Origin of the sequence: Aquisalimonas sp. 2447, from assembly GCF_012044895.1 — a bacterium.
Taxonomy (GTDB): Bacteria; Pseudomonadota; Gammaproteobacteria; order Nitrococcales; family Aquisalimonadaceae; genus Aquisalimonas.
Map to the genome: position 1 here is coordinate 1,791,651 of NZ_CP050695.1, position 22,158 is coordinate 1,813,808.

Annotated in this window: 18 protein-coding genes and 2 pseudogenes; 16 read left to right on the forward strand and 4 right to left on the reverse strand. The window is 61.6% G+C overall.

The features are described 5' to 3' along the window. Positions 1-379: 379 nt before the first annotated feature. The 5 genes and pseudogenes from zorA to KU884_RS08470 all read left to right on the forward strand — a co-directional run. The gene (gene zorA, locus KU884_RS08450) at positions 380-2,119 is read left to right on the forward strand and encodes an anti-phage ZorAB system protein ZorA (protein ID WP_254432218.1); all 1,740 of its coding nucleotides are present in this window, start codon (positions 380-382) and stop codon (positions 2,117-2,119) included. After that, positions 2,116-2,937 carry an OmpA family protein gene (locus KU884_RS08455; protein ID WP_167782238.1) on the forward strand — a complete coding sequence of 274 codons (822 nt, stop codon included), beginning with the start codon at positions 2,116-2,118 and terminating at the stop codon, positions 2,935-2,937. Before zorA ends, KU884_RS08455 begins: the two co-directional genes overlap by 4 nt. Further along, the gene (locus KU884_RS08460; protein ID WP_167782239.1) at positions 2,934-4,382 is read left to right on the forward strand and encodes an EH signature domain-containing protein; all 1,449 of its coding nucleotides are present in this window, start codon (positions 2,934-2,936) and stop codon (positions 4,380-4,382) included. Before KU884_RS08455 ends, KU884_RS08460 begins: the two co-directional genes overlap by 4 nt. Further along, positions 4,366-7,191: a DEAD/DEAH box helicase gene (locus KU884_RS08465; RefSeq protein ID WP_167782240.1), complete on the forward strand. Its 2,826-nt coding sequence runs from the start codon at positions 4,366-4,368 to the stop codon at positions 7,189-7,191. Before KU884_RS08460 ends, KU884_RS08465 begins: the two co-directional genes overlap by 17 nt. 170 nt (positions 7,192-7,361) lie before the next feature. Further along, a pseudogene (locus tag KU884_RS08470) lies at positions 7,362-8,279 on the forward strand (N-6 DNA methylase); the annotation flags it as partial. 34 nt (positions 8,280-8,313) lie between these two features. On the opposite strand, the gene KU884_RS08475 reads toward KU884_RS08470, so the two are convergent. Genes KU884_RS08475 through KU884_RS08490 form a run of 4 tightly spaced genes read right to left on the reverse strand, consistent with a single transcriptional unit; the run spans position 8,314 to position 10,858 of the window. After that, entirely contained in the window at positions 8,314-8,580 is a 267-nt protein-coding gene (locus KU884_RS08475) for a transposase (RefSeq protein ID WP_167782241.1), read from the reverse strand. A 47-nt stretch (positions 8,581-8,627) separates the two neighbouring features. Next, the gene (locus tag KU884_RS08480) at positions 8,628-10,148 is read right to left on the reverse strand and encodes an IS66 family transposase (protein WP_217351356.1); all 1,521 of its coding nucleotides are present in this window, start codon (positions 10,146-10,148) and stop codon (positions 8,628-8,630) included. Between the two features lie 21 nt (positions 10,149-10,169). Further along, positions 10,170-10,499, reverse strand: coding sequence for an IS66 family insertion sequence element accessory protein TnpB (tnpB, locus tag KU884_RS08485; protein ID WP_167782837.1), 330 nt, complete (start codon positions 10,497-10,499; stop codon positions 10,170-10,172). A gap of 41 nt (positions 10,500-10,540) precedes the next feature. Next, positions 10,541-10,858: an IS66 family insertion sequence element accessory protein TnpB gene (locus KU884_RS08490; RefSeq protein WP_167780697.1), complete on the reverse strand. Its 318-nt coding sequence runs from the start codon at positions 10,856-10,858 to the stop codon at positions 10,541-10,543. A gap of 93 nt (positions 10,859-10,951) precedes the next feature. Here KU884_RS08490 and KU884_RS08495 point away from each other — a divergent pair. The 11 genes and pseudogenes from KU884_RS08495 to KU884_RS08545 form a co-directional block, all read left to right on the forward strand. Further along, positions 10,952-12,016, forward strand: a pseudogene (locus KU884_RS08495) (class I SAM-dependent DNA methyltransferase); the annotation flags it as partial. Beyond that, entirely contained in the window at positions 12,013-13,050 is a 1,038-nt protein-coding gene (locus KU884_RS08500; RefSeq protein WP_174813723.1) for a restriction endonuclease subunit S, read from the forward strand. The pseudogene KU884_RS08495 and the gene KU884_RS08500, both read left to right, overlap by 4 nt. Further along, entirely contained in the window at positions 13,019-14,044 is a 1,026-nt protein-coding gene (locus KU884_RS08505; RefSeq protein ID WP_167781469.1) for an IS30 family transposase, read from the forward strand. The genes KU884_RS08500 and KU884_RS08505 overlap by 32 nt, the downstream gene beginning before the upstream one ends. Next, entirely contained in the window at positions 14,010-14,462 is a 453-nt protein-coding gene (locus tag KU884_RS08510; RefSeq protein WP_167782242.1) for a restriction endonuclease subunit S, read from the forward strand. The genes KU884_RS08505 and KU884_RS08510 overlap by 35 nt, the downstream gene beginning before the upstream one ends. A 97-nt stretch (positions 14,463-14,559) precedes the next feature. Continuing rightward, the gene (locus KU884_RS08515; RefSeq protein WP_167782243.1) at positions 14,560-14,793 is read left to right on the forward strand and encodes a hypothetical protein; all 234 of its coding nucleotides are present in this window, start codon (positions 14,560-14,562) and stop codon (positions 14,791-14,793) included. Then, positions 14,790-15,221, forward strand: coding sequence for a type II toxin-antitoxin system VapC family toxin (locus KU884_RS08520; protein ID WP_167782244.1), 432 nt, complete (start codon positions 14,790-14,792; stop codon positions 15,219-15,221). The genes KU884_RS08515 and KU884_RS08520 overlap by 4 nt, the downstream gene beginning before the upstream one ends. Before the next feature lie 10 nt (positions 15,222-15,231). Continuing rightward, positions 15,232-18,423 carry a type I restriction endonuclease subunit R gene (locus KU884_RS08525; protein ID WP_167782245.1) on the forward strand — a complete coding sequence of 1,064 codons (3,192 nt, stop codon included), beginning with the start codon at positions 15,232-15,234 and terminating at the stop codon, positions 18,421-18,423. Next, complete coding sequence (locus KU884_RS08530) at positions 18,420-19,349, forward strand: restriction endonuclease (RefSeq protein ID WP_167782246.1); 930 nt, start codon at positions 18,420-18,422, stop codon at positions 19,347-19,349. Before KU884_RS08525 ends, KU884_RS08530 begins: the two co-directional genes overlap by 4 nt. Positions 19,350-19,368: 19 nt before the next feature. Further along, a complete protein-coding gene (locus KU884_RS08535; RefSeq protein WP_167782247.1) occupies positions 19,369-20,370 on the forward strand; it encodes a hypothetical protein in 1,002 nt (333 codons plus the stop codon). Between the two features lie 2 nt (positions 20,371-20,372). After that, positions 20,373-21,104: a DUF3320 domain-containing protein gene (locus tag KU884_RS08540; RefSeq protein WP_167782248.1), complete on the forward strand. Its 732-nt coding sequence runs from the start codon at positions 20,373-20,375 to the stop codon at positions 21,102-21,104. 56 nt (positions 21,105-21,160) lie between these two features. Further along, positions 21,161-21,904 carry a glycosyltransferase gene (locus KU884_RS08545; protein ID WP_254432219.1) on the forward strand — a complete coding sequence of 248 codons (744 nt, stop codon included), beginning with the start codon at positions 21,161-21,163 and terminating at the stop codon, positions 21,902-21,904. Positions 21,905-22,158: the final 254 nt, after the last annotated feature.

The window sequence follows — 22,158 nt, forward strand, 5'->3', positions numbered from 1 at the left end:
GGCGAGTCCCTCGAAGGGTTAATGAGCCAGGCGCACCATGTATTACCAACGCGCACAGTCAGGTGTCACATCAAGTGTTTTGGGGGCAGGCTAGGACATCGAGAATCAAGTCCTGTGCGGACTTTGTCTCTGCTCCCTCGCCGAGCTTCCGAGCAGCGGCCTTGCGTATTGACCTGATTCCCTTTTTGCGAGGGAATGGCGCCATCCGGAAAGGAACAAACGACCGGTATAGACAGCCAAGGATTTGCTGGTTGCGGCGGCCACGAGAACACGACGAAACCTGCCCGTGATTCCCTGAATCACCGAAACCGGACACAGCTTGCGCGAGGCTGCAGCAGGTGACCGCGGCTTGTGGGTTCGTTATGGGATTGGAGACCCGATGGAAATCCTTGAAGCAGTACCAGTGATGCAATGGCTTGGTTTGATCACGTCGGTGCCGGGCATTGCAGTCATTTGCAGTGCGATCATTCTTTGGGCGCTTGTAGCCCGCTACCGCTTGAAGTATCGGATCGAGCCGTTGATCCGCGACTTTCGGTCGTGCGTCCAGACGCTAAAGAATACCGGCGGAGAAGGGGAGTTCGCCGAGTACTTCTCCGAACTCGAAGAGACGTTCGAGCGCAGCCTTGTGCTCAAGCACACATGGGCTGAGTTCTCCGAGACGCTGATCTTCCCCGACATGGACAGCGATTCAGGTGAGACTCCTACCATTAGGAACACCGCTGCTCCTGATCGATATTTCAACCGGCAGAATCTCCTTGAGCCGCGAGTAAACCTCCGCATTTACAACGCTCTACCGAATCTCCTTACCGGCACAGGTATCCTTGGGACATTCGTTGGTCTTGTTATCGGTATCGGACAGGCGAGCCAGGGGCTGGCTGCCGAGGATGTGGGGCAAGCACAGCAGGCTTTGTCGGCCCTGCTTAGCGGGGCCGCTCTTGCCTTCATGACATCGATTGTTGGTCTCGTATCCTCGATCGCCTTCTCGTCCTGGGAGAAGAGAAAGGTTCACCAGTTCGATCAACTCTGTAACGAGTGGGTCGAAGCATTGGACGCGCGTCTGAGCCGAGTGACTCAGGAGGGCCTTACAGATGAGTCACTTCGCGAACTCAAGCAGCAGCGTGCGGCTCTAGAGCATTTCAGCAATGATCTCGCCTTCCAGATTTCCGAAGCGTTGGATGACCGTGTTACTTCGAAGTTGACTCCTGTGCTGGAGCGCGTGGTCCACGAGATCGAAGGCATGCGATCGGAGCAACGACAGGCGAGCGACGAGACACTCGAGCGGCTGATGCGCGAGTTCTCCGAGTCAATCTCCTCGGCTGCAGGTGAGGAGATGAAGGCGTTCGCCGGGACGGTGCAACAGATGGGCCAGAGTCTGGAACAGCAGGTCCAAGCCATGTCTTCCAGTCATGAGGAGATGCAGGCTGCCTCACAGCGCACCATCCAAGAGCTTTCAGACACCTTCCGGGAGAGCAGCCGCCAGCTCAATGAAGAGCTCTCCAGTGCGGTGCGTGGGCTGGTTACTGAGATCAGTCAGACAGTGGCCGAAATGACCCGTGAGCTCCGAGCGGCAACCGAGACCACTACGACCAACATGAATGAAATCGTCGAGCGGTTTGATGAGTCGGTAGCCAAGTTGCGCCAGTCCATCGCGGATATTCGGGAGATGACATCCAATACGCAGGACCTGAACGAGAAGATGCGCCAGCTTCTTGAGTCCGTCGATACGTCCCATAAGGCGCTCGCCGAGGTTAAAGAGCCGCTGGAGACTGCTGGTCAGCGGTTCCAGGAGACGGGGAGCCGAGTGGAGGGGGCCGCTGGCGACATCGGCACTGCGATGCAGAAAGTCTCGGATGCGGCGGATCAACTCTCGCGTACTCAGTCCCAGACGACCGATATCTGGAAAAGCTACGAGGAGCGCTTCCAGCGTGTGGATGAGTCCTTGGACAAGGTCTTCGAGCAGCTCCAAGAGGGCTTGTCAGAGTACGCGGATTCCACGAACCGTTACGTGCAAGGGCTCGATGAGCACGCAACCAAAGTCGTCGAGCAGCTTGCGGGTGCGGTCCGACAGCTCGAAGAGACCATTGAGGAATTCAACAGTTACGCGAATGAGCGGGCATGACAGAGCGCGACGCCAACAGCCGGTTGGAGGACGACGGGGCCAGCTACATGATGTCGGTATCCGACATCATGTCGGGCCTTCTGTTCGTGTTCGTGATTACGCTCATGGCCTTTGTTCTCAACTTCCAGCAGGCCCAGAGAGAGGCTCAGGCGGAGCAGGACAGCCTTCGGGAAGAACAAGAGAGCCTGCGTGCGCTAGTGAGCGCGTACAGCGGCATAGAGGATTTGCGCGAGCGTATGCTTCGGGAGCTAGAGAGGGCTTTGGCCGCACAGGGGATCCAGGTCACGGTCGAAGCTGAGGTGGGAGTTCTGCGCTTAGACGAGCGCGCCATCGAGTTTGAAAGTGGAAGGGCGGAGCTTAGCGGCCAGGCAGGAAAGAATGCTGCGGTAATTGCGGAAGTCCTAGTCGATGTTATTCCCTGTTATACGGAGCTGGACCGCGACGCCGCCGCCGCTCGGGAGTGCAGTGCGGAGACTCTGGGTGCGTTAGAGGCGGTTTTTATCGAGGGACACACCGACAACCAACCTATGATGCGGCAAGGAGTCGATCAGAACTGGGAGCTGTCTGCGAATCGGGCGATTCGGGCATACCGGGAATTCGCAGAGGTGTCGCCAAGCCTGACCGAACTCGTGAATCGTGACAAACAACGGATTTTCAGCGTGGCAGGGTACGGTTACTCGCGCCCCCTTCCGGGGAGAGACTATGACGTCCCAACCGCCGATCCCCAGAACCGCCGTATTGACCTGCGATTCATTATGGCACCACCAACGAATGACCCAGAGGTGATCGAGGCACTTCGCGGACGAGGTGCCGAATGACGGCGTTGGTCAAACAGCGTGCGGCGCTGATCCGCGCGCCGAAAGTCCCGGACTTTTATTCCAGAGAGCCTCTGCTGAAGGGCGCTCACGAACATGTCCGCCGCATGTTCTCAGGCGCCGGCGCCGAGGTTCCACCCGCGGAAGACCTTGAACGCGTCGCGAGAGAACTCTGGGCGGCCTACCAGAACCGTGATGAGACCTGGTGGCGTTCGTTGCGGAGATTGCGGTTGAGTCCGTGGGCGGTGCTTGGAGCCTACCGTCCCGAAGGAGGAGCGCTTGGTGAACATGCCGGTTTCGTGCGGTGGTACCTGAAATGCGTCCAGGGTGCCGGGAAACCTCGGGCATTTCTCGCGGTTGCACATGCTTACCTGTACTACTTTCACCCGAAGACGGCAGAGATCGCCGCGTTCCGCGACGTCGCCATTGACGGATTGAGGTCTTCAAGATCCCCCAGGGCCAGAGCCTTTCTCGATTTGCATGACACCCATCGGTTGCTCGACTCCGATGGCTACAAGGTGATTGCCCAAGCCTTTGGGGCCAGTACAGAGCATGGGCAAGCGTTCCTCGATCGAGTGGGGCTTTCCGGCAGCCTGAGCGACTCCGCGTTCGTCCGGTTTGTCTTTCGCGGGGTCATGAGCGATCTGCGACGAGACCTGAAGCGGGGTGCCCTGAATGCCGAAGAACTAGAGCGGCGGCTGTCGCTAGCACTGCGGCAGGGGGAGCCAGGGGTGAGCTTTCGGTTTGGGCCGGAGCTGCTAGGGGACTTGGCCGAAGCTCTTCTGGTGCCCTTCGAGGAGCGGGATCCGGATAAAGAGGTGAAAGAGTCCATCAAGGGGTTTTTACTGAGTCACCTGGGCGATCCGCGTCTGAAGTCTACTGGCTGGAACAGGGTCGGAGAGGCTGCGCAGCGAGTCTTCCGGCAATGGTTGGTTGAGGGGACGCTCGAGGATTTCTTCCGCTTGCTGGACCAGCAGGCGAGGTACTACGAGAACGCGGACCGCCAGTGGCGCTACCGCAGTGCATTCTGGCTCGCCTATCTTCGCGAAGGCCATATCACGGATGCCTGGGTCGCTCTTGGCTGGAAAATTGCCCAGGATTCCAGGAGCTATCTAAGCCGCCTTGCTGGGACATATGGGGAACTGAAGAGCGGTGATGGCGCCCGCAATGACCAGGCAGTGCTTGTTCTACGTGTGGGCAATTTAGTTATCACGGAGTGGAGTCACTCCTCAAAGGTGCGCATCTGGAGCGACCGGGAATCCTCCGGGCCACAGTTCTACAAACAGCGTTATCAACGGTCGGACTTGGTGACTGGTCCCGATTTCGAGCAAGCACACCATGGCGCGGAGCGAGGGACCTGGCAGCGCAAGGTGGAAAGTTATATTCGGAAGCAAACGGGGATCCGTTTCAGCATCAGGGAGCTAATGCCCCATGGTCGAACACGATAGTTGGGTGCGGCGGGAAGGTGGTTTTCTTCTGCAGCCGCGGCATCAGACAGGGAAGGCGATTCTCGCGACGCTCTTGCAGGATGGTGACGCCGCGGAACTCTCCGATGGCGTGTTCGTCAGTGACGAGCGCCTCGCAGAGTTTGCGGCATGGGAACTGCGTGCGCTCGAGTTGCCCGAAGCCGGGCCTTTTCGTCTCGAGATCAGGGGTGAGGGCCCGATCGCGAGTAACGGATTCAAACTTAAGTCGCGACTACTGCGCCACGACGGCAAGCCGGTCATGGGTGGTAACCGGGATGGTGTACTCCTTAAATCAGGGTCGCGACAGTACATGCTCCTTGATCCCCTTTACAGCATCCTCGAGGCAATACGGGAGTATCAGGCGCTTGACCCGGCGGATACGGATGGCCGGTTCGCGCGCTGGGATGCCATAAAGGCGCTCCTTCCTGAAGATGCGGTGGTTGATCAGCAACTCCAGACGATTCAGCTCGTGCGCGCCGACGCATTCACCCTGGACGTGAAAGAGGATGCTAGCTTCGATCCAGTGCTGCTCAGCCGTGGACGGAAACAGACGGTGCTAGAGGGGGAGCAGCCCGAGCCCGATGAGGCACTCCCCGATGCTCACCATCAGACCTTTACGGATCGCTTTCGCAGGATGTCGGATGCCGGAGGACACTACGCACTGGGTGGTGGCTGGTATGTCGTGGTCCCCGAGCAGACAAGGCGTGCGCTGTCTGTGGTTCACCGGAAACAGAAGGAGCCGGGTGCGGCACGTCAGGCGTTCATCGCCAATCCCCACGCGACGTTGCGTGATGAACTGGGTGAGGAGATCGATGAAGAGGTACTTGAGAACCTGTTTGTCGAACAGCCCCGATTTCTCAGCAGCCGCGTGCAGTGCCTTGGTCAATGGCATCCCAAACTCTGTGCTTATGTGTCGAACAAGGGAAACCAGTGGCTTCCGGAGGAAGCTGACGCGTTCTCGGGTGCGCACACCGTCGGCGTCCCGCTTGGCGATCAGTTCGTGACGCTTCCGTTGCAGGATGCGCCCGATCTCTACGAGCAAGTCCGGGGGGCCCTGGAAGACGGAAGAGAATCAGTGAATTATCAGGGAACCAGCGTTCCAGTGAACGAAAACACGCTGAAGACCCTGAGTAAGCTAGTGGCGAATAAATCCAAGCCGGATAAGCCGCCCAAGGAACCAGGCACGGATGATGATGAGGAGGACGAGGAACTTGTTCCCATTGTCATCGACAATCTGGAAGAACTTGGCTATGCGGCAACGCGGCCGCGCCGCGCAGGTCAGCCCGGCGGGATACCAGCCGCTCTGGCGACACGACACCTTTACCCCCATCAGCAGGCTGGGCTCAGTTGGCTACAGACAGCCTGGGTCGAGGGCATGCCGGGGGTTCTCCTTGCCGACGACATGGGCTTGGGGAAGACACTGCAGACCTTGGCATTCCTTGCCTGGATGCAAGAGCAGATGGAGTCCGGTGAACACCCTCGCAAGCCGTTTCTTCTTGTTGCACCGACGGGCCTGCTGCGCAACTGGGAGGCCGAAGAAGAAACACATCTGGTCTCACCCGGTCTTGGCGACTTGATTCGTGCTTACGGCAAAGAGCTTGCTGAACTTGAAGCGGACGGCCTGCATCGCCGGACACAACGCCTTCAAGAAGCGGACTGGGTGATGACTACCTACGAAACGCTCCGAGACCGTATCCACACATTCATGCCGGTTGACTGGGCTGTGGTGGGGTTCGATGAGGCGCAGAAAATCAAGAATCCCGGATCGCGCATGACGGAAATGGCGAAGTCATTGCAGTCCGATTTCGTCATTACCATTACTGGCACACCCGTCGAGAACAGCTTGTCCGATCTCTGGTCCCTGATGGACGCGTCCCACGCGGGCTTGCTCGGGTCCCTCAAGGAGTTTCGCGATACCTACCAGAAACCCGCTGAGGAGGATGGCGACACCGACCGGGCGCGTGCTCTACGCGCCCTGCTCGAAGACGAGGTGCATCCCCCAGCGATTCTGCGACGTCTGAAGGACGACCACCTCGAAGGCTTACCGGGTAAGAGCGCGCACGAGTTGCGCGAAGAAATGCCGCCGCGCCAGGCGGAAGCGTACTCGATTGCACTGCACAAGGGACTACAGGGCAAGGGTACGCAAGGCGCCGTGCTCGAGGCGATACAGCACCTGCGCAAGACCTCGCTTCTCGCCGATTCCCTAGATGAGACAGGGGTTACGGACGAAATCGTCGACGCGTCTGCGCGGTTGCGTGCCACTATGCGAGCGTTGGACGAAATCCAGGCAAAGGGCGAGAAGGCACTCATTTTCGTCGAGTATCTGGACCTGCAGGAGGCACTGATTCCGTACCTTCAGCAGCGTTACAACCTGGCTGAGCAGCCTTTGCGCATAAGCGGCCGAGTGGGTGGCAACGAGCGGAAACGCGCAGTGGATGCCTTCCAGAGTCGGCCGGTGGGGCAGTTCGACGTCATGCTGCTGTCCCCAAAGGCGGGCGGTGTCGGTTTGACACTGACTGCGGCGAATCATGTCATCCACCTGTCCAGGTGGTGGAATCCTGCGGTGGAAGATCAATGCACCGACCGCGTGTACCGAATCGGGCAGGAGCGGGACATTCATATCTACTACCCGATGGCTCTGCATCCAGAGCTTGATGAGAACAGTTTTGATCTTACCCTGCACCGACTACTAGAGCGCAAACGTGATCTCAGCCGCCAAGTGCTGACTCCGCCTCAAGTGACACAAGATGAGTTGGCTGATCTTTGGCGGCAGTCGACCTCGGGGGCTTAGGTTCTTGTCAGCACCTTTTGGACAAGGCTCCTCGTCTGGAGCTGCTGCGTGAAGTGCACAAAGTGGAAACCGACCCGGCAGTGCCGATTTCGGGCCCGATGACGACTGGCATAGGCTGTGTATCGTGAAGCCGCCAAGAAATCCCACAACAATCGATCGAGGACGGTCCCTTGAACACCGAGAACCACTCCCAGACGGCCGCATTCATCTGGCAGGTCGCCGATCTCCTGCGCGGTGATCTCAAGCAGTCCCAGTACGGACGGGTGATCCTGCCGTTCACGCTGCTGCGCCGCCTGGAGTGCGTGCTGGAGCCCACCAAGGCCCAGGTGCTGGAGGCGGCGCGAGAGCATGCCAGCAAGCCGGACGGTGTCCGGGAGCGTCTTTTGCTGCGCGCCGCCGATCAGCCGTTCTTCAACGCTTCGCCGCTGACCCTGGGCACGCTCTCGGACACGCAGACCGCCGACGACCTCATGAGCTACGTGCAGTCGTTCAGCGCGGATGCCCGTGAGATCTTCGAGCACTTCAACTTCGAGGACTTCGTCCAGCAACTCTCGGCGAACAACCTGCTCTACCAGGTGGTGCAGCGGTTCGCCGGCATGGATCTCAGCCCTCAGCGCATCTCGAACTTCGGCATGGGCTCGATCTTCGAGGAGCTCATCCGCAAGTTCGCCGAGAGCTCCAACGAGACCGCCGGGGAGCACTTCACGCCCCGGGACGTGGTGCACCTCACCACCTCGCTGGTGCTCACCGGCCAGGACGACAAGCTCAAGCCCTACAGCATCGTCACCGTCTACGACCCCACTGCGGGCACCGGCGGGTTTCTCTCCGAGAGCGACGAGTACATCCAGCAGGTGAGTGAGAGCGTCAGGGTCTCCCTGCACGGCCAGGAGCTGAACCCCGAGTCCTACGCCATCTGCAAGGCGGACATGCTGATCAAGGGCCAGCAGGTGGAGAACATCAAGCTCGGCAACACGCTCTCCGACGACCACCTCGCCGGCCAGAGCTTCGACTACATGCTCGCCAATCCGCCCTTCGGTGTGGAGTGGAAGAAGGTCCAGAAGCAGGTCACCGATGAGCACAAGTTCAAGGTAACCGGTCATTCTGGGGCGTCGTTGACAGGATTCAGGGGATGTCCCGGAGCAGTTTGATGACCCCGGCGGGGACTTTCCATTGGCGGTGATCCTCGGCGTGGACCACCACCGTCTTGCGGTTGATCTTGACTACCTGGCCGAACACCTCGCCCTCGCGGCTGTTGAACGACACCGCCTGACCCAGGCGCAGGTGCTTGAGGACATCGAGATCCTGGCGTGCCCGCAGTTCATCGATGCGGTGGCAGATGAGGTCGTTGAGCTCCAGGAGTTCATCGAGGGTGAGGTCGTCAATGCGCATTCAACAGTCTCTCGCTGGCAGTGCATGGAGTCGGGAGGGCGTGGTGTCTAGCGCTCGATATCCGAGCGCAGCGGCGCATCATTGAACAGTGCCTTCCAGCGCCGCGGCGTGAGCTCTTCCACCCGGGCGGCCGGGTGCATCCCGACGCGCTGGAGCACGTCTACCAGGTAGGTGGTCGGATCGACGCCCTGCAGCCGGCAGGTCACCAGCAGCGTCTGGATGGTGGCCACGTGGGCGGCACCGACCTCGCTCCAGCAGAACAACCAGTTGCGCCGGCCCATGGGGATGGCGCGCAGCCCCCGCTCCAGGTGGTTGGTGTCGATGGGGACATCCGGGTGCTCCAGGAAGACCGCCAGGGCCGGTTGGCGCTCGCGCACATACCCCAGCGCCTTGAGTAGCGGGTGGCGCGGCTCGAGATCCATGCGCTGGAGCTGTGCATCACACCACTCCCAGAAGGCGCGCACCAGCGGAGCGCACTGCTCCCGCCGTGCGTGGCGTTTGTCCGCGCCGTGGAGTCCACGCTCACGGATCGATTGCTCCTGGGCATAGAGTTGGCCGATCTGCGCCAGGGCCTCCCGGGCGGCAGGGTCGGTCTCCAGGGCCCGCTCGAACTGGCGGCGCATGTGCGACCAGCATTGGGCGTGGGTGATCTGCGGCTGGCCGGCGGCATATTTCTCGTAGGCCGCGTAGCCGTCGGTGAGCAGCACCCCGTGGAAGCGGTCCGCCAGGGTGCGTTCGATATGGGCGCCGGCACGGCTGGGGCTGAAGGTAAAGCAGATCTCATCGCTGTCACCGTACAGCGGCCAGAAGTAGGCCTGGTGCATCTTGCCCGGGCCCTTGCGCCCGGCCTTGATCGGCGTCTCGTCCATGGCCAGCACCCCGCCGCTGAGCACGTGCGTAAGCTGTGCCCGCGCAATCGGCTCAAGCAGCGCGGCGGTGCGTGCCACGACCGCTGTCAGAGAGCTGCGTGCCACCTGGATGCCGGCCTGACTCAGGCGCTGAGACTGCCGGTACAGCGGCAGGTGGTAGCAGAACTTGTCGACCAGCACGCCGGCGGCGAAGCTGACGTCAAAGACACTGCCCTCGAAGACGTTGCGCGGCGCCGGGACACTCGTGAGCGCGCCGCTGCTGCGGTCCTTGAGCACCGGGTGGCGGTACTCGAGGACCTCGTAGCCCGCCCGGCGCTGCGCGAGGCGGAACGTCGTGCGCGTGGCCACGACCTCATCGGTGGCACAGCCTGCGGGCGGGGGAACCTCGATGACTCGCCGCGGGACGCTGTCGTCGAAGCGCAGCCCCGTGTCGTTGGCGGCGTCGTCGCGGTTCTTGCCCTTGCTGCGGGTATAGCTGATCCGCTCACGCTCGCCCTGCTCGGGCACGGGCGTCGCCGTGGCCTCGAACAGGTTCACTTGGACGGCTGGATCGAGGATGTGGTGGCGCTCAGACTTCTCGCCGAAGAGCTGGCGTTTGAACCAGGCAAGCTGGCGGCGCAGCTCCTTGAGCTCGCCATGCAAGGCCTGATTCTCGGCAACGACCTGGGCGTGCTTAGTGGCGGGGATAACGTTCGACAAGGGGCTGATTCCCTTCGCAAATCACCCGTGCATTTTACCCGATTCCGTGCCCGGGTGGGGGGATTGTCGCCACCTTTTCTGCCGTTTGCGAATGACCAGATCCAGCCCTTCGAGCAGCGCGGTGAACTGCGTGCGGCTCAGCGCCTCCACGGCGTCCCCCGCCGTCAGGGCACCGCCGAACTGCCCCCGCTCCAGGCGCTTGCTCCACACGCAGTAACCGTCGCCGTCGAAGTACAACAACTTCAGCAGCGTGCGCCGGCGGTTGATAAACACAAACCCCTGGCCCGACAGCGGATCCTGGCCCAGATGCCGCCGGACCAGCGCCGCCAGTCCGTCAAACGAGCAGCGCATGTCCGTTGGCCGTGTGCACAGCCACAGCCGCGATGGCTGACTCAGCACGGCCGCCGCCGCACCCGCAGACAAATGCCATCCCCCAGGTCCAGCTCCACATCCCAGCACGGTGCCGGCGGCGCCGTCGGCGCGTCCTCGTCACGCGATGCCTGCAAAGCGACCTCAGCGAAAAGCGCCCGCTCCTGCGTCGTCTCCGGCGTGGGGGACGAGGTGTTACGCAGGCGGCGTTGCCACGCGCCCAGAGTGCTCTCACCAATGCCCTCCTGCGCGCAGAACGCCCGGCGTGTGAGGCCACTGCGGGTATAGCGTTCAATGAGTTCACGCCACTGCGCGGCGGTACGCCCCGGGGACTTGGCCATGATCACGTTCCAGTCTGCTGCAAATGTGCCTGCGCAGACTACGGCGCCAGTCAATGGCCGAAAACAACGCCCCAGAATGACCGGTTACAGTTCAAGGGGTATGACGGCCGCTTCGGCCCCGGCCTGCCGCGGGTCTCCGACGGCTCGCTGCTGTTTCTCATGCACCTGGTGAGCAAGGTGCGTGACCCGCGGGAGGGTGGTTCGCGCATCGGCATCATCCTGAATGGCTCGCCGCTGTTCACCGGCGGTGCCGGCAGTGGCGAGTCCGAGATCCGGCGCTTCCTCCTTGAGCGCGACATGGTGGAGGCCATCGTCGCCCTGCCCACGGACATGTTCTACAACACCGGCATCGCCACCTACGTCTGGGTGCTGTCGAACAACAAGCCCGCTGACCGGCGCGGCAAGGTCCAGCTCATCAACGCCACCGAGCGCTACAGCAAGATGCGCAAGTCGCTCGGCTCCAAGCGGCAGTACATCAGCGATGCGGACATCGACACCATCGTCCGCCTCTACGGCGCCTTCGACGAGACCGAGGAGAGCAAGATCTTCCCGGTGGAGGCGTTCGGCTACCGGCGCATCACCGTTGAGCGCCCCCTGCGCCTCAACTTCCAGGCCAGCGAGGAGCGCATCCGCCGGATCCTGGAGGAGAAGCCCATCCAGAAGCTCGACGAGGGCACCCAGGCGAGCATCCTCGCTGCCCTCGATGGCATGGATGGGGACACCCTCTACCGGGACCGGGACGCCTTCACCAAGGCCCTCAAACAGGCGCTGAAGGCCAGGGACATCAAGCTCGGCGCGCCACAGATGAAGGCGGTGCTGAACGCCCTGTCCGAGCGGGACCCGGAGGCTGAGCTCTGTACGGACAGCAAGGGCAACTCGGAGCCGGACAGCAGCCTGCGCGACAACGAGAACGTGCCGCTCACCGAGTCCGTATACGACTACTTCGAGCGCGAGGTGAAACCGCACGTCCCGGATGCCTGGATCGACGAGTCCAAGCGCGACGAGCACGACGGTGAGGTCGGCATCGTCGGCTACGAGATCCCCTTCAACCGCCATTTCTACGTGTTCAAGCCACCGCGGCCGCTGGAGGAGATCGACGCCGACCTCAAGAAGTGCACCGACCGGATCAAGCAGATGATCGAGGAGTTGTCGGCATGACGTTTCCGGCCTATCCCGAGTACAAGGATTCTGGTGTCGAGTGGTTGGGACAAGTGCCGGCCCACTGGGAAACTAGGCCTCTCTGGGTGTTGTTTAGTCGTGTTAAGCGTTCGGGATTTCCGGAAGAGACGCTGCTCTCAGTCTATAGGGATTATGGAGTCATTCCGAAAGCGTCGAGAGACGACAATTATAATAAACCGTCCGATGACCTCAGTTCTTATCAGCTTGTGCGGTCGGGTGATCTCGCGATTAACAAAATGAAAGCTTGGCAAGGATCCGTAGCAATATCAGATGTTCAAGGCATAGTTAGTCCCGCATATCATGTCTATGAGAGTCATCACGGAGAGAACTCGCGGTTTTTGCACTATCTTTTTAGATCGCAGGAATATGTTTCTGGTTACCTTCTTAATTCGAAAGGAATAAGAGTTAATCAATGGGATCTGGAGCCGCAGCAGCATTCCCGGATGTCGGTTTTGCTCCCTACCATTGAAGAACAAGGCGTGATCGCATCGTTCCTCGATCACGAAACCGCCCGCATCGACGCCCTGATCGAGGAGCAGCAGCGCCTGATCGAGCTGCTCAAGGAGAAGCGCCAGGCGGTGATCTCCCATGCCGTCACCAAAGGCCTCGACCCCGATGTGCCGATGAAGGACTCCGGCGTGGAGTGGCTGGGGGAGGTGCCGGCGCATTGGGACATCAAGAAGCTCTCCGTAATAACGGATAAAATAACTAACGGCTATGTCGGCCCTACGAGAGACTTGTTTGTTGATGATGGAGTGCCATATCTTCAGTCGTTGCATATAAAAAATAATAGTATTAGCTTTTCCCCTCCGTATTATGTCCCAAAAGAGTGGAGCGATCTTCACGAAAAGTCTATTCTTAAAAGTGGAGATGTCTTAGTCGTCCAAACGGGCGATATTGGGCAGGTCGCTGTAGTCCCGGAAGGGCTTAGGCTCAACCTTCAAGTGCAACACCTGCCCCCTTGGGAGGTAGGCTGTTGCGATGAATACCGGATACCGACACCTCAGCAGTGAAGAGCGCGCCGTGATCTTCTGTGAACACCAACGGGGCATGAGCATTCGAGAGACGGCTCATCGGATTGGTCGCTGCCCAGCGACTGTGAGTCGTGAACTGCGGCGCGGGCACTCGCCAGCCACAGGCGCGTATTGCCCGACGCACGCCTCGCAGGCATACAGGGCGCGGCGCAGCCGCTGCGGGCGGGGCCAGAAATTGGTGGCCGGCACATGGCTTCATGCCTGGGTGCGCGATCGGTTGATCCACAGGGCTTGGTCGCCGGAGCAGATCGCCGGCAGACTTAAGGCCATGGACCCCGATGATCCCGACAAGTACGTCAGCCACGAGACCATTTACGCGGCCATCTATGCCCACCCGAAAGGGACGCTGCGCAAGGCGATGATCGATGCTCTGCGCCGAGCCAAGGGCCAACGCGGCCAGCGGCGAACAACGCCGGCGGGCGGCTCCATGGTTCCCGAATCGCTGCGCATCCGCCACCGACCCGAAGAGATCGAACAGCGCCTGATGCCGGGCCACTGGGAAGGCGACTTTATCAAGGGCGCGTACAACCGCTCGGCGGTGGGCACCGTTGTCGAGCGCAAGACGCGCTTCGTGGTGCTCAGCAAAATGAACGCAACGACCGCTGAAGCCGCCCTGGAGGGCTTCTCCCGGCAGATGGGTTATCTGCCCGCCATCCTGCGCCAGAGCATGACCTACGACCGGGGCAGCGAAATGGCCTGTCATGCCGAACTGGCTCGGCGCTTGAGACTCGATATCTGGTTCGCCGATCCGCACGCGCCGTGGCAGCGCGGCAGCAACGAGAACACCAATGGCCTGCTGCGCCAGTTCCTGCCCAAAGGTGCAGATCTCAGCGAAGCCAGCCAGACCCAGCTCAACGACATTGCGCGGCTGCTCAACCAGCGCCCCCGCAAAACGCTCGGCTGGAAAACACCCGAAGAGGCCATGAACGAAGAGCTTCATGCGTTCTCAAAATCCGTTGCACTTGATTCTTGAATCCAAGGGGTTTCCAGAGGCGAATTGTCATGCTTTGATTGTTGTTTCTCCTATTAGGCGATTCGTTTCAGGGCCGTGGTTGGCTTGGGTTCTGAACTCTGACTACGGTTATAATTCCCTATTATCCATTAAAACAGGAGCCTTGCATCCACACTTGAACTGCGGCTATTTAAAAGATCTCTATGCTCCTGTTCCACCTGTAGAGGAGCAAAATGAGATTGTGCGGTATATCTTGATTAAGAAGTCGGAAGTTGATGAATTGGTATTAGAGGCGCATAAGGGAATTTCTCTTCTAAAAGAGCGTCGTTCCGCTCTGATATCTGCGGCTGTCACAGGGAAAATCGACGTCCGAGGCTGGGAGCCACCAGTGCCTCACACGGAATCGCCGCGCCGCGCCGCGACTGAACTGCCGGTCTGAACGTGCTTGGAACGGGGCATGCGGCGAAGAAGCCAAATGCTTGCCCACCCTGCTGGCATGTGCCAGCATCAAACGACAGTTAAACCGGTACCTTCCCATGAGCAGCATCAGCGTCCGCCGCATCGATGAGGAGACCATCCGCCGCCTCCGCGAGCGCGCGGCTCGGCACGGCGTGTCCATGGAGGAGGAGGTGCGGCGCATTCTGCAGTCGGCGGTCTCCGGCCCGGAGCGCCTGGGTGACCTCGCCCGGGAGACGTTCGGCACTGAGCACGGTGTGGATCTGGAACTGCCCCGCCACGACCCCCACGAGCCGGTCACCCCGGGGCAATGATCCTGCTTGATACCAACGTCCTCTCCGAGATGATGCGCCCCGAGCCGGCGCCTGCGGTGATCGAGTGGCTAAACGAGACGGACAGCGGCTCGCTGTATCTTTGCTCCATTACCATCGGTGAGATCGAGTACGGCCTCCATGCCATGCCGGACGGGCGCCGCCGGGACGACCTGAGCGAGCGCTTTGATACCTTCGTCAGCCAAGCCTTTGCACTACGCGTGCTGTCCTATGACGACGCAGCCGCCCTGCACTATGGGCGCATCATGGCCGCGCGGCGCAGTGAGGGTCGGCCCTTGTCCGCCCCGGACGGCCAGATTGCTGCCATTGCCCGCCTGCACGGCATGCGCGTTGCCACGCGCAACGCCTCGGATTTCACCGGCACCGGTGTGGAACTCATCAACCCCTGGGATACAGGCGGTTCTGCGTAGGAGGCGCCCCATGGCGGATAGCCGGGAGCACCAGTTCCAGCAGGACATCATCAACGATCTCGCCGCTGATGGGTGGCTGGTGGGCGAGGCGTCGAAGTACGACCGCACCCATGCGCTCTATCCAGAGGACCTGATCGCCTTCGTCCAGGAGGCTCACCCGGATCGCTGGGAGAAGTTCACCAAACACAACCCGCAGAACCCGGAGCAGGCGCTGATCAGGGCCACGGTCCGGGAGCTGGAGAAGCAGGGCACGCTGGATGTGCTGCGCCACGGCTTCAAGGTGCCCGGTGTGCGCATTACCACCTGCGCCTTTCGCCCCGACCACGGCATGAACCCGGAGGCCCAGGCCCGCTACCGTGCCAACCGCCTGCGGGTGGTTCCGGAGGTGTCCTACTCACCCCACGCCCGGCAAGGCGATTACAACCCGCGGCTGGACCTGGTGCTGTTCGTCAACGGCATCCCCACGGCGACGCTGGAGCTCAAGAGCGAATTCAAGCAGACCGTCGAGCAGGCGAAGCGCCAGTACAGGAAAGACCGCCCGCCGAAGGACCCGGTCACCCGTAAGCCCGAGCCGCTGCTCACCTTCAAACGCGGCGCACTGGTGCACTTCGCTGTGGGTCAGAGTGAGGTGGCCATGGCCACCAAACTCGCCGGCGGTGACACCACGTTCCTGCCTTTCAATCGGGGCACGCCGGATGGTGGCGCCGGCAACCCGCCACCACCGGACGAGAACACCTACGCCACCAGCTACCTGTGGGGCGATGTCTTCCACCCGGATGCCTGGCTCAAGGTCATTGCCCGGTTCCTGCACCTGGAGAAAAAGACCGAGGAGTCGTTCGACGGCAAGCGGAGTACGCGCGAGACCCTGATCTTCCCGCGCTACCACCAGTGGGAGGTGGTCAACAAGCTGCTTGCCACCACAGCCGAGGAGGGTGCCGGGAAGCGCTATCTCATCCAGCACAGCGCCGGCTCGGGGAAGTCCAACTCCATCGCCTGGGTGGCCCATCAGCTCGCCTCGCTCTACGGCGCCGATGGCAGCCGGCTCTTCAACTCGGTGATCGTGGTCACCGACCGCACAGTGCTGGACGACCAACTCCAGCGCACCATCTATCAGTTCGAGCATGCGCAGGGCGTGGTGCGCCCGATCACCCGGGATATTGGCAACCAGAGCAAATCCGAGCAGCTTGCCGATGCGCTGAGTGAGCAGACGCGGATCATCATCGTCACCATCCAGACCTTCCCCGCGCTGTTCGACGCCCTGGATGCCCGCCCGGACCTCGGTGAGGGGCGCTACGCGGTGATCGCCGATGAGGCGCACTCGTCCCAGAGCGGGGCGGCGGCGAGCAAGCTCAAGACCCTGCTCGGTGCGGACAAGCCCGACGAGGAGGAAGTCAGCGCCGAGGAACTGCTGGATGCGGCCGTGGAGGCGCGCAAGCCCACCGAGCGCATCAGCTACTACGCGTTCACCGCCACGCCCAAGGGCAAGACGCTGGAGCTCTTCGGTCGGCCGCGGAACCCGGAGCTGCCCGCCAGCAGCGACAACCTGCCGCAGCCCTTCCACGTGTACTCCATGCGCCAGGCCATCGAGGAGGGGTTCATCCTCGATGTACTCAAGAACTACACTACCTACAATACCGCCTGGCGGCTCGCCCATCCGGACGGAGACGAGTACGAGGTGGACTCCCGCAAGGCCTCCGCCCGGCTTGCCCGCTGGGTGAAGCTCCACCCCTACAACATCAACCAGAAGGTGGAAGTGATCGTCGAGCACTTCCGCACCCGCGTGCGCCATCTGCTCAATGGCCAGGCCAAGGCCATGGTGGTCACCGGTAGCCGCCAGGAGGCCGTGCGCTACGCGCTGGCGATGCGCGGGTATCTCGCCGAGCTCGGCGTGCAGGATGTCCACCCGCTGGTTGCCTTCTCCGGTACGGTGCCGCCGGATGACACCATCCCTCAGGAGGTCACCGAGCACAGTGCGCTGCTGAACCCCGGCCTCAAGGGGCGCGATCACGCCGAAGCCCTGGACACCGACGAGTTCAATGTCCTCATCGTCGCCAACAAGTACCAGACCGGGTTCGATCAGCCGAAGCTGTGCGCGATGTACGTGGACAAGAAGCTCCAGGGCGTGGACTGCGTGCAGACGCTCTCCAGGTTGAACCGCATCTTCCCGGGCAAGGAGACGTTCATCCTGGATTTCGTCAACGACGAGCAGGATATCCTTGCCGCCTTCCGCCCGTACTACAACAAGGCCGAGCTGGCCGACGTGTCCGACCCCAACGTGGTCTATGACCTGCAGCGCAAACTGGATGCCACCGGCATCTACCATTGGGAGGAAGTCGAGCAGTTCGCGCGGGCGTTCTTCGACCCGAAGGCGAGTTCAGCCAAGCTGAGCTATTACTGCAAGCCCGCGACGGATCGGTTCACGCAGCGCTACAAGGCCGCGCAGGAGCAGCGCCAGACCTGGAAGCAGGCCAAGCGTGACGCCGAGCGCAACGGTGACGAGGCGGGCGTTGCCAAGGCCGAGCACGAGATCAAGGAAGCGGGCGAGGCGGTCGATGAGTTGGATCTGTTCCGCAGGGACCTCCAGAGCTTCGTGCGCAGCTACGAGTTCCTCTCCCAGATCATCAGCTATGACGACCCGGAGCTGGAGCAGCTCTGCGTGTTCGCCAAGCTCCTCCACCCATTGCTGCGTGTGGACCGCCTGGACCAGGACGAGATCGACCTCTCCGAGCTCGCGCTCACGCACTACCGCATGACCAAACGCCAGGAGCAGCGTCTGCAGCTTCGCGTGGAGGACGACGAGGGTGAATACAACCTGCAGCCCGTCAGTGAACTGGGTTCCGGCAAGCCCCACGACCCGGAGAAAAAACGCCTCTCCGAGATCATCGACCGGCTCAACGACCTCTTCGGTGCCGAGGTGAGTGACGACGACAAACTCCACTTCGCCCAGGGCGTCGCCGACCGCATCGAGCGCGACGAGGCGGTGATGGCGGAGGTGAACCGCAACAGTGCCCAGCAGCTCATGCACGGGCAATTCCCGCAACGCGTCGCCGACATCGTGCTCGATGCCATGAACGACAACGAGAAGCTGTCCATGGAGATCCTCGACGACAAGGAGAAGGGGCGGGACTTTGCGCTGCTCATTCTGAAACTCATTGCCGGTCGACAAGACGGCTCCCTGCGGGTTAGAGCCCAGCGGTCATGAGCATCCCGGGCTTTCAAGTGTTCATGCGCCCCGTTCTGGATTACGCAGCCGCGCATGACGAGTGCCGATTGCGTGACGTGTATGAGGCCATGGCCGATCGCTTCGAGTTGACCGATGATGACAGGCGGGAACTGCTCCCGAGCGGCCGGCAACCGCTATTCCAGAACCGGATTGCCTGGGCCGTGACGCACCTGAAAAAGGCGAATCTCTTGGAGCCGCGGAGTCGGGGAGTGTTTGCCATCACGGAGCGGGGGCGGGCGGTTCTCGAAAATATCGGTGACGAAGTAACACTGGCGGACCTTAATCAGTTTGAGGAGTTCCGGGAGTTTCGAAAGCGAGGCGGGACGTCCGGAAATGATGATCTGGCAAGCGCTGGCTCTGCGGAGGGTGCGGTCACGGATGTGGCGGAGACGCCCGAAGAGGCACTGGCCGGTGCATGGCGCTCGCTGGATGCGGCTTTGGAAGTGGAAGTCCTGAATCAGGTTCTTCAGGTGTCACCGTCATTCTTCGAGCGCCTGGTGGTCGATGTGCTCGTCTCCATGGGATACGGCGGCAATCGCGTCGAAGCCGCCCGCGCAGTCGGTAAGAGCGGTGACGGCGGCGTCGACGGGGTGATCGATGAAGACCCGTTGGGGCTTGATACGGTGTACCTGCAGGCGAAGCGGTGGGAGGGGAGTGTCGGGCGCCCCGAGATACAGAAGTTCGCTGGCGCCCTGCAGGGGATGCGGGCGCGAAAAGGAGTAGTCATCACCACGTCAGAGTTCACACGGGAGGCGCGCGAATACGTTCGCAACATCGAAAACCGGATCGTGCTGATTGATGGCCAGCGACTGGCGAGGTTGATGATCGACCATGATGTTGGGGTCTCAGAAACCACCCGTTATGTCGTCAAACAGGTGGACCAGGACTACTTCGCTGGCGATTAAGGGGTGAGCCTTCAAGGATATGGGCCTTCTGAAAATCGGCGAAAAAGACCAAGACGGTCGCCAGAAGCGCATCGAGCACACGGGCAAGTACCTGCGGGCAAGCCGCACCGGTGGTGTGTCCCTCCGGGCTCACACCCGTGTCTCCGGCGTGAATGTCACCGGCAACACCAGCCATGGCGTGCGTGTGTCGACGCGGCTGGCAAAGAACACCCAGGTGGCTTTTCAGAACGGACGCTTCATCCTTCGCGGGCGTTACGGGTCCGACGCCGCCAAGCTGAACCTGTCAAAGTCGGGTGGTTCGGTATCCACCAAGACGCCGGTCGGGGCCTTCAACTGGGTCCGACCTGGACGCTCCTCGTTCAAGATGGCCGGCGTGCACGTGCGTGGCCATAAGGCCGCCTACATGCAGGCGGTCTATCTCCTCTTCGCGATGGTGGCGGCACTTATCAGTGTTGTGGTGCAAGCCGTCGGGCTCGCCTTTCGCGGCTTGGGGTGGGGCGTCCAGGCCATTGTGGCCCGCAGGGAGCAGGCCCGGCAGGATCAGGAGCGACTGGGGCTTACGGCCTCCGATGTAGCCGGGGAGGGCAGGAGCATCCTCCAGGCCCACGGCGTCTACCTGGATGAAGAGCCGCATCGCGATCTGTTCGCCGGGCTCGTCTTCACCGTTGTTTGCCTCGGACGGGGCTGGACACGGTTCGACCCGAACGCAGCCGGCATGGGCGCACCGGAGCGCGCCGGCGATCACGCACTGCTCGACGACGTCCAGAGCGCGGGCGAGCAGATCAGTCGTTGGCTGCAGTCAGGATCGGACACCGAGAGTCCGATTCCGACGCTCGGCGTGATGCACCATCTCGCCACCGCGCTCGCTCGAAAGGTGGACGCATCAACGCGCGCGGAGACCCTGCTGTCGCTGGACGATGCGTGCCTTGCCGCCGGTCCGCGGACCATCCTCCAGGACGAGATGATCGATATCCTCACCGAGTCGCTCGGGGTGGATGTGCTGCTGGAAGGGGAGAGGTGAGCGTGGAGGAGTCGGGTAGCTTCCAAGGTCTCTTGGGCATCCATGACGGTCTGATCCGCACCCCGGAGGCCGATGCGACAGGGGATGCGCTCTACCCCGGCCGGCTGCATCCGCCGCAGCGCTGGATGCCGACGTTCGAGCCCATGCAGGCCTACCAGGCCGTGGATCCCGCAGAGCTGGGGCTTGGTGTTCACGAGAGCTTCCACGATGTGCCCGATGCGGATCTTGATCGTGCAATCCTGCGCGTGATCGATACCGAAGGCCCGGTGCATTTCCAGGTCCTGGCAGACCGACTGCTAACGGCTGCCGGTGTCAGTCGTCTTGGTTCCCGGATCCGGGAGCGTATCGTCTCTCATCTCGACGCGCTGGAAGACTCAGGATCGCTGGAGTGCCGCGATGACTTCGCAGCCCGCTGGCAGCAGTACCTGGTGCCGCGGTTCCGGGACTGGACAGAGGCGCCGGAGAAAACACGTGAGCTCGACCACGTCCACGACTCGGAATTGATGCTGTGTCTGTTTCGTGCGGTCCTGAATCACGAGCGCGCGGATGTCGATACGGTGATGAACGATGGTATCTACGCCATCGGGTTTATCCGGCTCACCGAGAGCGCCCGCGACCGCCTCCGTCCGCCGCTGGCGACGCTGCGCGAAACGGCCATGCTGTCGGAGATCAACGGTCAGCTCATGCTCGGGCGTAAGGCGATGCTACGGCAACCAGGGGAGCATCAGGTTTGACCGTCCCTGTGATCGGGATCGACTGACTGAAGGGTGGTTCTGGAGACGAGATCTCGATGACGCAGCAGATGGACACAAATGAGCCCCCGGGTCTCTCGGTCATCATCCCGGCATGGAATGAGGCCGAGTTTTTGCCGGGGACGCTGGAGGCACTCGACAACGCCTTGTCACAGGCTGACGTGCGCGCGGAAATCATCGTGGTCGACAACGCGTCCACTGATGACACGGCCGCAGTCGCCGAAGCCGGGGGCGCGAAAGTGGTGACCGAGCCTGAGCGGAAGATCGCGCGGGTGCGAAATGCGGGCGCGGAAGTCGCATCCGGACGCTGGCTGTTGTTTCTCGATGCGGACACGCAGGTCACCAGCGAGCACCTGATGGCCGTCCAGGCAGCACGGTCCGGCAGTCTCGCCGGCGCCGGTGTGCCCGTCACACTGGATGCCCCGTTGTCCCGTTTCTACACGGTGGGAATGCGCGTTTGGAACGCGCTCTCCCGACGGTTTCGATTGGCCGCAGGATGCTTCGTCCTTGCCCGTGCGGATCTACACGACGCCATCGGCGGATTCGACGAGCGCCTCTATGCCGGCGACGAGATCTGCCACTCCCGGGCGCTGCGACGGGCGGCGCGTCGCCAGGGCCTGGAGTTTCGCATCCTCACGGTCCCACCGGTGGTCAGCTCCGCACGAAAAGTGCACTGGTATGCGCCGTGGCAGCACGCCCTGGTCTTGCTGACGTTCCTGCTCTTCCCTTGGGCAGGCCGATTCCGGCGGTTGAGCTGGTTCTGGTACCGGAGGCCGCACTGAGAGCCGAATGGGTGAAATCGACCCAAAGCGGAAGCGCCTGCAGTGGGTGCCGACGTCCGCTATCAGTAGCGACGACAATGTTCCCCGCTCAGGAGAAGAGCCGTTGAGGTCTGCGAACTCTTCACCGATGCCATGCCTAAAGGTCAGGCATACTATGCGCAATTGGATGAGTCAGCCAAGGCAGCTTGACGCACACAAGAACAATCTACGGAGATCTCTGGGGCGATTGACATCGCCTGGGCTGAGCGATTTTG

What these genes read in the sequence shown, in the direction of transcription:
- KU884_RS08490 (WP_167780697.1), bottom strand. Translation starts at nt 10,858, where the DNA reads ATGGCCAAGTCCCCGGGGCGTACCGCCGCGCAGTGGCGTGAACTCATT.
- KU884_RS08475 (WP_167782241.1), bottom strand. Translation starts at nt 8,580, where the DNA reads ATGCGCATTGACGACCTCACCCTCGATGAACTCCTGGAGCTCAACGAC.
- KU884_RS08520 (WP_167782244.1), top strand. Translation starts at nt 14,790, where the DNA reads ATGATCCTGCTTGATACCAACGTCCTCTCCGAGATGATGCGCCCCGAG.
- KU884_RS08530 (WP_167782246.1), top strand. Translation starts at nt 18,420, where the DNA reads ATGAGCATCCCGGGCTTTCAAGTGTTCATGCGCCCCGTTCTGGATTAC.
- KU884_RS08525 (WP_167782245.1), top strand. Translation starts at nt 15,232, where the DNA reads ATGGCGGATAGCCGGGAGCACCAGTTCCAGCAGGACATCATCAACGAT.
- KU884_RS08535 (WP_167782247.1), top strand. Translation starts at nt 19,369, where the DNA reads ATGGGCCTTCTGAAAATCGGCGAAAAAGACCAAGACGGTCGCCAGAAG.
- KU884_RS08465 (WP_167782240.1), top strand. Translation starts at nt 4,366, where the DNA reads ATGGTCGAACACGATAGTTGGGTGCGGCGGGAAGGTGGTTTTCTTCTG.
- KU884_RS08505 (WP_167781469.1), top strand. Translation starts at nt 13,019, where the DNA reads ATGAATACCGGATACCGACACCTCAGCAGTGAAGAGCGCGCCGTGATC.
- KU884_RS08455 (WP_167782238.1), top strand. Translation starts at nt 2,116, where the DNA reads ATGACAGAGCGCGACGCCAACAGCCGGTTGGAGGACGACGGGGCCAGC.
- KU884_RS08460 (WP_167782239.1), top strand. Translation starts at nt 2,934, where the DNA reads ATGACGGCGTTGGTCAAACAGCGTGCGGCGCTGATCCGCGCGCCGAAA.
- tnpB (WP_167782837.1), bottom strand. Translation starts at nt 10,499, where the DNA reads ATGCGCTGCTCGTTTGACGGACTGGCGGCGCTGGTCCGGCGGCATCTG.
- KU884_RS08545 (WP_254432219.1), top strand. Translation starts at nt 21,161, where the DNA reads ATGACGCAGCAGATGGACACAAATGAGCCCCCGGGTCTCTCGGTCATC.
- zorA (WP_254432218.1), top strand. Translation starts at nt 380, where the DNA reads ATGGAAATCCTTGAAGCAGTACCAGTGATGCAATGGCTTGGTTTGATC.
- KU884_RS08515 (WP_167782243.1), top strand. Translation starts at nt 14,560, where the DNA reads ATGAGCAGCATCAGCGTCCGCCGCATCGATGAGGAGACCATCCGCCGC.
- KU884_RS08500 (WP_174813723.1), top strand. Translation starts at nt 12,013, where the DNA reads ATGACGTTTCCGGCCTATCCCGAGTACAAGGATTCTGGTGTCGAGTGG.
- KU884_RS08510 (WP_167782242.1), top strand. Translation starts at nt 14,010, where the DNA reads ATGCGTTCTCAAAATCCGTTGCACTTGATTCTTGAATCCAAGGGGTTT.